The sequence below is a fragment of the Gordonia sp. GN26 genome (genome assembly GCF_054823965.1).
Genome location: NZ_JSYC01000180.1, coordinates 11,171 through 19,889, shown reverse-complemented (window position 1 = coordinate 19,889; position 8,719 = coordinate 11,171). Strand labels below are relative to the sequence as shown.

The following is an 8,719-nucleotide window of genomic DNA, read 5'->3' as shown; positions in this document are numbered from 1 at the left end:
ACGCCCCTCCGCAGGCTCCGGGGCTACTCAAGGAACAGAAACCGCACACCGCACCGCAAGCCCCGGGGCTACTCACGGAGCAGCGGCCGGCTGACTTGTCGATCCTTGCCGGTCGGCGTCGTGTCGTCGCGCGGCCGGACTTCCTGATCACGGTCGCCGACACCGCCGCCGAGCACGCGACCTACCGGGCGATGCGCCACCACGAATTCGTCAAGCAACAAAAGCTTTTCGACCGCACCGACCTCGATGACACGGACAACGATCCGCGCACCGTGGTCCTCGTCGCGACATTGCCGGACGGAACGATCGCCGGTGGCGTTCGGGTGGCGCCCGTGCGGTGGGACGGATCGTCGGACACCGAGGACATCGGGTGGTGGTTCGGCAGCCGGCTCGTGGTCGCCGACCCCGGGCACGCAGCCGGGATCGGTCCTGCGCTTGTGCGCGCCGCATGTGCGCACATCGAACAGGAAGGCGCGCTACGTTTCGACGCGACGGTGCAGGACCGCTACGCGCGGATGTTCCGGCGGCTCGGCTGGGACGACTGCGGGGCCGGTCCGGTGATCGCAGGTCAGGCGCACCGGGAGATGCGATGGCCGGTCCACCGGATCCAGCGGACCGTCGACGGCACCAAAGCAGTTCTCGCCGAGGCACTTGCACCGTTTGCCGACCAGGACGGCGGCCTCGGGGCAGCCGGATTCCGCGGTGACGACGGCGTGCCGCTACCCGGCACCGATGTGATCGCGGCGTGTGATGCCATCATCCCGTCGATGATCGAACGTGATCCGGAATGGGCCGGGTGGTGTTCGGTGCTGGTCAACATCAACGACCTGTCCGCGATGGGTGCGACACCGATCGGGCTGCTCGACGCCGTTGGCGCCCCCACGACCTCGCATCTGACCCGCATCATCCGCGGGATCTCCGCAGCCGCACGAGCCTGGCAGACACCGGTTCTCGGCGGTCACACTCAGGTCGGCGTGCCGTCGGCGCTGTCGGTGACAGCGTTGGGGACCACGGGCAGTCCGCTGCGGGCCGGTGGCGGCGCAGTCGGCGACACCGTGACGCTGCACGCAGACCTCGGCGGGTCGTGGCGACCGGGCTATCACGACCGGCAATGGGACTCGACGAGCTCACGCAGCAGCGACGAATTGTGTGCGATGGCAGGTCATCTGGCGAAGGTCGGACCGGCGTCGGCGAAGGACGTGAGCATGGCGGGGATCGCCGGGACCCTGGGCATGCTCGCCGAGGCTTCGGGCACCGGCGCCGAACTCGACGTCACCGCCGTGCCCCGGCCGAACGACGCGTCGATGGGCGCGTGGCTGACCTGCTTCCCCGGGTACGCGATGCTCAGTACGGATCGGCCGGGGCGTCGTGCCGATGTGCCCGTGCCGGACGCCCTCACGGTCGCGGACTGTGGGCGTCTCACCTCGGAACCCGGTGTGCGACTGCGGTGGCCCGACGGTGCGGTGACCGTCGCCGTGGCCTCCACGGTCACCGGGCTGGGGGCCGCGTGATCGGACCCCGGCTTCACGCTTCTCGTCGGCTCCGGGCCGGTACTGTTCGACCATGAGCACTGTCACCCTCGGTGCTCTCGCCGCGCACTTCGGCCGCGACGTGGAGCGCGGTGTCTCCAAGGCCGTCGGCATCGTCGAGGCGGCCGCGCGAGACGGCGTCGACCTGCTCGTTTTCCCGGACGCGACGCTCGGCGGCTATCTGGGCGACCTGCAGAACCCCGACCCCGACGAGCTGCCGCCGGCGCTTGATCCGGACGGGCCCGAGTTGGCTGCACTCATCGCCGCCGCGCGCGACACGACCGTCTGCATCGGTTACACCGAGGCCGACGGCGACAAGCGTTTCAACACCGCGGTCTGCGTCTCCGGGGACGGGATTCTCGGCACGCACCGCAAGGTCCACCAGCCCGCGGGTGAGTCGCTGGCCTACGCGGCCGGTGACGAGTTCCGGTCTTTTGACACCCCGGTCGGCCGGATCGGCATGCTCATCGATTACGACAAGACGTTCCCGGAGTCGGCCCGGACCCTCGCCCTCGACGGTGCGCGGATCATCGCCGCGCTGTCGGCGTGGCCGGCCAGCGTGACCGATCGTGCCGCCCGGCTCCCCGCCGACCGGCAGTCGCGGCTCTTCGACCTCTACGACTGCGCCCGCGCGGCCGAGAACCAGGTGTTCGTCGTGTCGTCGAACCAAACCGGCGTGATGGGGTCGCTGCGGTTCCTCGGGCAGGCCAAGGTCGTCGGGCCCGGCGGTGACATCCTGGCCACCACGCGGTCGAAGGGTGGGCTGGCCAGCGTGACGGTCGACGTCGACGCGGAGATCGACCGCGCCCGTCGCGTGCTGAGTCATCTCGCCGAACTGCGACCCGACTCCTACCGCAGCGCGACGCCTCAGCCCGGGACCGCTGCGGACCTATCATGACCGGTGTGGACTCCCCCTCACCGCGCGTCGCGCTGCTGACCTACTCGACGAAGCCGCGTGGCGGCGTGGTCCACACGCTGAACCTCGCCGAGGCGATGGCGCGACTCGGCGTCCACGTGACGGTCTGGTCGCTGGCGCGTGGCGGTGACGACGGGTTCTTCCGCGAGGTCGACCCGGCGGTGACGCTGCGGCTCGTGCCGTTCGCCGATCGCGAGAACGAGACGATCACCGACCGCATCGTGCGATCCATCGACACCCTGCGCGACGCCTTCGACGCAAGCGCCTATGACATCGTCCATGCCCAGGACTGCATCAGCGCCAACGCCGTCGGCACGTGCATTCGCACGATCCACCACCTGGACCAGTTCACGACGCCGATCCTCGTCGAATGCCACGAGAAGGCCGTCGTGAATCCGTATGCGCGGATCTGTGTATCGCGGGCGGTCGCCGACGAGGTGCATCACGGCTGGGGGTTCACACCTGACGTGATCCCGAATGGTGTTGCGTATCAACGGTTCGCCGACGCCGCGTCGGATGTGCCGGAAGCTGTCGAGGCGCGTGATCGGTGGACCGGCAAGCTCGGCGAGTACGTGCTGGCCGTCGGCGGGATCGAACCTCGGAAGGGCAGCATCGACCTGCTGAATGCGTACGCCCTGCTGCGGGAGCGGCATCCGGAGTTGTCGCTGGTCTTCGCGGGCGGGGAGACGCTGTTCGACTATCGGGACTATCGCGCCGAGTTCGACCGTCGCCGTACCGAACTCGACGTCGAGCCGATCGTGCTCGGCAACGTGCCGGACGACGAGCTGCCGTCGCTCGTCGCTGCCAGTCGGGTGTTCGCGTTCCCGTCGGTGAAGGAAGGGTTCGGGCTGGCCGCGATGGAGGCGCTGTCCGCGGGTCGACCGGTCGTGACGCGCGAGTTGCCCATCCTCCGTGAGGTGTTCGGCGACGCAGTCGCCTACGCGTCGACGGTCCCCGAACTCGCCGAAGCGCTGGCGGACGCGCTCACGCCGGACCCGGCGCGCGTCGAGGCCGGCCGGTCGCTGGCGGCGTCGTTGACGTGGGAGGACGCGGCACGTCGTCACCTCGAGTTCTATGCCCGCCACCCGATGCCGCGCGACCCGTTGCCTACACACGTCGACGCGTCGAGATGAGCGAACACCCGCGCGCCGCCGAACGCGCCGGAATCCTCGCCGTGACCCTCACCGCGTTCCTGTGGGGCACGTCGGGCACCGCCGCTGCACTAGCTCCCGCGCTCAGTGCGGTGACGATCGGTGCGATCGCGATGTCCGGCGGCGGATTGCTGCAGGGTGCGATCAACGCGCGGGCGGTGCGCGCCGCATGGCCGTCGTTGATGAAGCGATGGCCGACGGTGCTGGCCGGCGGCGTCTGCGTGATGGTCTACCCGTTGTGCTTCTACGGATCGATGCGCATCGGCGGTGTTGCGCTGGGCACCGTGGTGTCGCTGGCGTCGGCGCCGCTGTTCTCGGCGGTCATCGAACGGGTCGCGGAGGGGTGGACGTTGACGACGCGGTGGTGTGTCGCGTGTGCGTTGGGTATCGCCGGCAGTGTCGCGCTGGCGTTGTCGCGCAGCGAGTCGTCGCACGGGGACTCCGTCTCCGGCAGCACCGCGTCGGCCTGGGGTGTCGCGCTCGGTCTGGGAGCGGGCGCGACCTACGCGGGTTTCTCGTGGGCGATGCGACGCCTGATGAACCAGGGACTGGCCCGCGGAGCGTCGGCAGGTGGCGTCATGGGACTGGGCGGGGTGTTGTTGCTGCCCGTGGTCGCGGTGTGTGTGCCCTCGGTGATCGAGCATCCGGAAGGTCTGTACGTCCTCGCGTATCTGATCGTCGTGCCGCAGTTCCTCGGCTACGTCTTGTTCAGCCGCGGGCTGGGACGGATCGACAGTTCGACCGCCACCACCATCACCCTCATCGAACCGGCGGTAGCGACCGTTCTGGCAGTCGTCGTGCTCTCCGAAACCATCACCGCGGTCGGCTGGGTTGGTATCGGCGTGCTGGCGGTGGCGCTCGTCGTGTTGATGGCTCCCGCGCGGCGTCGGAGATCGGTTAGCGTCGAGCGGAGGAGTTCGCACAACGGCGCCCCTGCCGTGGATGAGGAGGACATGCATGAAGCAGTTCCGAGAGGCCGTCGAGGCACGTGACGCGCAGGCGATGCAGGATCTGCTCGCCGACGACGTCGTGTTCACCAGCCCGGTCGCGTTCAAGCCGTACCCGGGCAAGGCGATCACCTCGGCGATCCTGCGGGGCGTGCTGCGCGTCTTCACCGACTTCCGCTACGTCCGGGAGATCAACGACGAGGGCGGCCGGGACTCGGCGCTGATCTTCGAGGCCAACGTCAACGGCAAGGCCGTCACCGGATGCGACTTCATCCATGTCAACGACGACGGCAAGATCGACGACTTCATGGTGATGGTCCGGCCGCTCTCGGGCGCGCAGGCCCTCGCCGAGGCGATGGGCGCACAGTTCGATCAGATCGCAGCCGAAGCGGCTGCCGAGACCGCGGACGGAGCCAACTGATGAAGCTCGGTTTGCAACTGGGATATTGGGCCGCACAACCGCCGGCCGGTCACGCCGATCTCGTCACCGCCGCCGAACAGGCCGGTTTCGACTCCATCTTCACCGCCGAGGCCTGGGGATCCGACGCCTACACCCCCCTGGCCTGGTACGGGTCGTCGACGAGCCGTGTGCGGCTGGGCACCTCGGTGCTGCAGCTGTCGGCGCGCACTCCAACTGCTTGTGCGATGGCGGCGTTGACGCTCGACCATCTGTCCGGCGGTCGGCACATCGTGGGTCTCGGTGTGTCCGGACCGCAGGTCGTCGAGGGTTGGTACGGGCAGAAGTTCGCCAAACCGCTCGGTCGCACGCGTGAATACATCGACATCATGCGTCAGGTGTGGGCGCGGGAGGCACCGGTCACCAGCGCCGGGCCGCACTATCCCCTGCCCTACAACGGCGACGGCGCGTCGGGACTCGGCAAGCCGCTCAAGCCGATCACGCACCCACTGCGTTCGGACATCCCGATCATGCTCGGCGCCGAGGGACCCAAGAACGTCGCGCTCGCGGCCGAGATCGCCGACGGTTGGCTGCCGCTGTTCTACACGCCGCGCATGGCCGACACCTACAACGCCTGGCTCGACGAGGGATTCGCCAAGCCGGGCGCCCGACGCAGCCGTGAGGACTTCGAGATCATCGCGACCGCGCAGATCGTCATCACCGACGACCGGGCCGCGACCTACGCCGCGATCAAGCCGTTCCTCGCGCTGTACATGGGCGGAATGGGCAGTGAGGACACCAACTTCCACGCCGAGGTGTATCGCCGCATGGGGTACTCCGACGTCGTCGACGAGGTGACCAGGTTGTTCCGCTCCGATCGCAAAGAAGAAGCGGCGCAGATCATCCCGGATGCTGTCGTCGAGGATTCGGCAATCGTCGGCGACCTCGACTACGTGCGCGAACAGATCAAGGTCTGGGAGTCGTGCGGTGTCACCACGATGCTGGTCTCCCCGCGCACCATCGAGGAGATCGACCAGCTCGCCGGACTCATCAGTTGATGCTGTCCCCCGCCCGGTTCACCATCATCGACGACATCGTGGCGTTCCCGACGCCCGTCGCGGACACCTTCGACTATCTCACCGATCCGAGCAATCGGCCTGCGTGGCAGTCGAGTCTGCGGCGTATCGACGACCTGCAGGTGATCGGCGACCGGGCGGGTGGCGTCGGCACCAGCTGGACCGACGTCACCGTCGTACCCGGTATCAGTCCGCGACTGGAGGTCACCGACTGTGAGCCGCACCGGTTGTGGCGGGAGGTCGGTGGGTGGCGATCTGTCGACGCGGTGCTGACGTTGGGCTTCGAGGAACGTTCCGACGGCGGCACGGATGTCCACGCCGAGGGGACGCTGACCGTGCCGGCCATCGGTGTGCCGGTGCTGGCGGTGAACCGGTGGCCGGCGGCGCGGGCGATCCGCGCCGATCTGGCTCGGGCAGCCCGGATTCTGGGTGGTAGCGGCGCTCGGTGAACCGCATCCGCTCGGGTAGCGTGACCAGGGTGAACATGAAGAATGCGACGCTCGCGCTCGGCGCGGCCCTCGTCCTCGCGGTGGCCGGCTGTAGCTCCGACTCCGATTCCGATTCCGGCACAACCGAAGCCACCGGTACCGCCGCGGCCGGCAGCACCGACACCGGTTCGGCACCGAACAGCTGCCCCACTGCCTCGGCCAAGGACGGCGCCAAGCCGCAGTGGACTCTGAAGGGCGCGACCGGCGAGATGGAGATGGTCGCCGCCACCGAGAACGAGGCCCCGAAGATCACCGTCCAGTCGCCGTTCAGCGTCGACCAGACTGTTGTCGAAACCCTCGTCGAGGGTGACGGACCCGTCGTCGCCGAGACCGCGTCGGTCACCGTCTGCTATGTCGGCGTCAACGGTCGCAACGGCGAAGAGTTCGACAGCGCCTACCAGAGCGGCACCCCCGTCGACTTCCCGCTCAACGGCGTGATCCCCGGCTTCAGCAAGGCGATTGCCGGGCAGAAGGTCGGGTCGAAGGTGGGCGTCGCGATGACGTCGGCCGACGGTTACGCCCAGGGCCAGCCGAGCGCCGGCATCGAGCCGGGTGACACCCTCATCTTCGAGATCGGGATCCTCGCGGCTTCGTAGGGGTTGTACAACGAAACACGAAGGGCTGGTGACCGTTGGTCACCAGCCCTTCGTGGCGAGTCAGGCACGAGGCGTTCACCGCATCCGATCTGCAGGTGCGGAATGCCCCGGTATACGGGGACGAGCCGCACAGCGGGCCGGGCGGGGTGAATTTCGTCCATCTCAGCGGCTTCCGAGGGCAGTGTGCCCTCGGAGGGTGCTCACAGGGACGAACTTTTCGCGTTGGGCCGGCGAACGTGGAGGACGAAAGGATATCCGCTCCCTTCAGGAGGGTCCGGCGCATGCGAACGGTGGTCTCGGTACGGCTCGTCGCTAACGCTCCACTCATATCGGGGAGCGCCGTGGTGTCGACGCTCCTCGCACCACAGGGAGCAGAGGGGTGGCGTCGTAGGGTTTTACAGCGAAATACGAAGGGCTGGTGACTGTTTGGTCACCAGCCCTTCGTGGCTCGTCGCTAGCGCTCCTCGCACCTCAGGGAGCGAGTGGTCGCGCATCCAACGCCGATGGTGGCGGTAGATAACAAACTGATTGACCAACCGAGGAGTACCCATGACGGTATCCACACGAGTTGACCTGGCACTGCTCGGGATTCGGGGCGAGCCGCCGGTACAGCGGACCGGTGGCGCCGGCCCGAGCGACGATGGCCACCTGATGGTCGACGGCCTGCATGCCGCGATCCCGCGGAACCCGCAGAGTCCGTTCGTCTTCGACGGTGATCGCGTCCTGTACGACGGCGTGGACGTCGGCATCGAGGTCGAGGCGATCGGGCGGCCCCGGTTCTACGACCTCCAGACCGCCGATGGCGTCAGCTACGAGCAGATCGCCCGACTGCACGGGCGCAACGTGCTGGCGACCACGGTGGTCCAGACATGCATCCGGTACGACGAGTCGGAGCGGTGCCGATTTTGTTCGATCGAGGAGTCGTTGCGGTCGGGGTCGACGATCGCGGTGAAGAAGCCGGAGCAACTGGCCGAGGTCGCGCGTGCCGCAATCGAACTCGACGGCATCACCCAGATGGTGATGACCACCGGCACCACCAATGGCCGCGACCGCGGGGCCCGGCACCTCGCGCGGTGTGTCCGCGCAATCAAGGCCGCGGTCCCCCACCTGCCGATCCAGGTCCAGTGCGAACCGCCCGCCGACCTCGCCGTCCTGACCGAACTACGCGAGGCCGGTGCCGACGCGATCGGCATCCACGTCGAATCGCTTGACGACGAGGTGCGGCGGCGATGGATGCCCGGCAAGTCATCGGTGTCGCTGGACGAGTATCGCGCCGCCTGGGCCGAAGCCGTGCGCGTGTTCGGACGGAATCAGGTGTCGACGTATCTGCTCGTCGGACTCGGCGAGGACACCGACGAGATGATCGCCGGCGCCAAGGAACTCGCCGACATGGGTGTCTACCCGTTCATCGTGCCGTTCCGTCCTCACGCGGGAACTCTCGCGGTCGACGTCGACAATGCGTCGGCACCGGACCCGGCGATCGTGGAGAAGATCAGCCGCGAAGTCGCCAGCCATCTCACACTGATCGGTATGACCGGTGCCGACCAGCGGGCCGGTTGCGCGGCCTGCGGAGCATGCAGCATTCTGCCGACGGTGGGTGGCTGAGATGGTGGAGTCCT

General features: G+C 68.2%; 9 protein-coding genes. All 9 read left to right on the top strand.

Annotation, left to right across the window (positions count from 1 at the left end):
* The first annotated feature begins 95 nt into the window (after positions 1–95).
* The 9 genes from OK17_RS22875 to OK17_RS22835 all read left to right on the top strand — a co-directional run bounded on the left by OK17_RS22875 (position 96) and on the right by OK17_RS22835 (position 8,705).
* Complete coding sequence (locus tag OK17_RS22875; protein ID WP_461418871.1) at positions 96–1,511, top strand: MSMEG_0567/sll0787 family protein; 1,416 nt, start codon at positions 96–98, stop codon at positions 1,509–1,511.
* 52 nt (positions 1,512–1,563) lie between these two features.
* The gene (locus OK17_RS22870) at positions 1,564–2,427 is read left to right on the top strand and encodes a carbon-nitrogen hydrolase family protein (RefSeq protein WP_461418870.1); all 864 of its coding nucleotides are present in this window, start codon (positions 1,564–1,566) and stop codon (positions 2,425–2,427) included.
* Positions 2,424–3,578 carry an MSMEG_0565 family glycosyltransferase gene (locus OK17_RS22865; RefSeq protein ID WP_461418869.1) on the top strand — a complete coding sequence of 385 codons (1,155 nt, stop codon included), beginning with the start codon at positions 2,424–2,426 and terminating at the stop codon, positions 3,576–3,578. The genes OK17_RS22870 and OK17_RS22865 overlap by 4 nt, the downstream gene beginning before the upstream one ends.
* Positions 3,575–4,588 carry a DMT family transporter gene (locus tag OK17_RS22860; RefSeq protein ID WP_461418868.1) on the top strand — a complete coding sequence of 338 codons (1,014 nt, stop codon included), beginning with the start codon at positions 3,575–3,577 and terminating at the stop codon, positions 4,586–4,588. The genes OK17_RS22865 and OK17_RS22860 overlap by 4 nt, the downstream gene beginning before the upstream one ends.
* Positions 4,554–4,964: a nuclear transport factor 2 family protein gene (locus tag OK17_RS22855; protein WP_461418867.1), complete on the top strand. Its 411-nt coding sequence runs from the start codon at positions 4,554–4,556 to the stop codon at positions 4,962–4,964. The genes OK17_RS22860 and OK17_RS22855 overlap by 35 nt, the downstream gene beginning before the upstream one ends.
* Entirely contained in the window at positions 4,964–5,998 is a 1,035-nt protein-coding gene (locus OK17_RS22850) for an LLM class F420-dependent oxidoreductase (RefSeq protein WP_461418866.1), read from the top strand. The genes OK17_RS22855 and OK17_RS22850 overlap by 1 nt, the downstream gene beginning before the upstream one ends.
* Positions 5,998–6,465: an SRPBCC family protein gene (locus OK17_RS22845; protein ID WP_461418865.1), complete on the top strand. Its 468-nt coding sequence runs from the start codon at positions 5,998–6,000 to the stop codon at positions 6,463–6,465. The genes OK17_RS22850 and OK17_RS22845 overlap by 1 nt, the downstream gene beginning before the upstream one ends.
* Positions 6,466–6,500: 35 nt before the next feature.
* On the top strand, positions 6,501–7,100 hold the full coding sequence (locus OK17_RS22840) for an FKBP-type peptidyl-prolyl cis-trans isomerase (RefSeq protein WP_232715416.1): 600 nt from the start codon (positions 6,501–6,503) through the stop codon (positions 7,098–7,100).
* 549 nt (positions 7,101–7,649) lie between these two features.
* A complete protein-coding gene (locus OK17_RS22835) occupies positions 7,650–8,705 on the top strand; it encodes an MSMEG_0568 family radical SAM protein (RefSeq protein WP_461418864.1) in 1,056 nt (351 codons plus the stop codon).
* The last annotated feature ends 14 nt before the right edge of the window (positions 8,706–8,719 follow it).

Coding starts and splice junctions, on each gene's coding strand:
- OK17_RS22870 (WP_461418870.1), top strand. CDS start 1,564: ATGAGCACTGTCACCCTCGGTGCTCTCGCCGCGCACTTCGGCCGCGAC.
- OK17_RS22865 (WP_461418869.1), top strand. CDS start 2,424: ATGACCGGTGTGGACTCCCCCTCACCGCGCGTCGCGCTGCTGACCTAC.
- OK17_RS22860 (WP_461418868.1), top strand. CDS start 3,575: ATGAGCGAACACCCGCGCGCCGCCGAACGCGCCGGAATCCTCGCCGTG.
- OK17_RS22855 (WP_461418867.1), top strand. CDS start 4,554: ATGAAGCAGTTCCGAGAGGCCGTCGAGGCACGTGACGCGCAGGCGATG.
- OK17_RS22850 (WP_461418866.1), top strand. CDS start 4,964: ATGAAGCTCGGTTTGCAACTGGGATATTGGGCCGCACAACCGCCGGCC.
- OK17_RS22845 (WP_461418865.1), top strand. CDS start 5,998: ATGCTGTCCCCCGCCCGGTTCACCATCATCGACGACATCGTGGCGTTC.
- OK17_RS22840 (WP_232715416.1), top strand. CDS start 6,501: ATGAAGAATGCGACGCTCGCGCTCGGCGCGGCCCTCGTCCTCGCGGTG.
- OK17_RS22835 (WP_461418864.1), top strand. CDS start 7,650: ATGACGGTATCCACACGAGTTGACCTGGCACTGCTCGGGATTCGGGGC.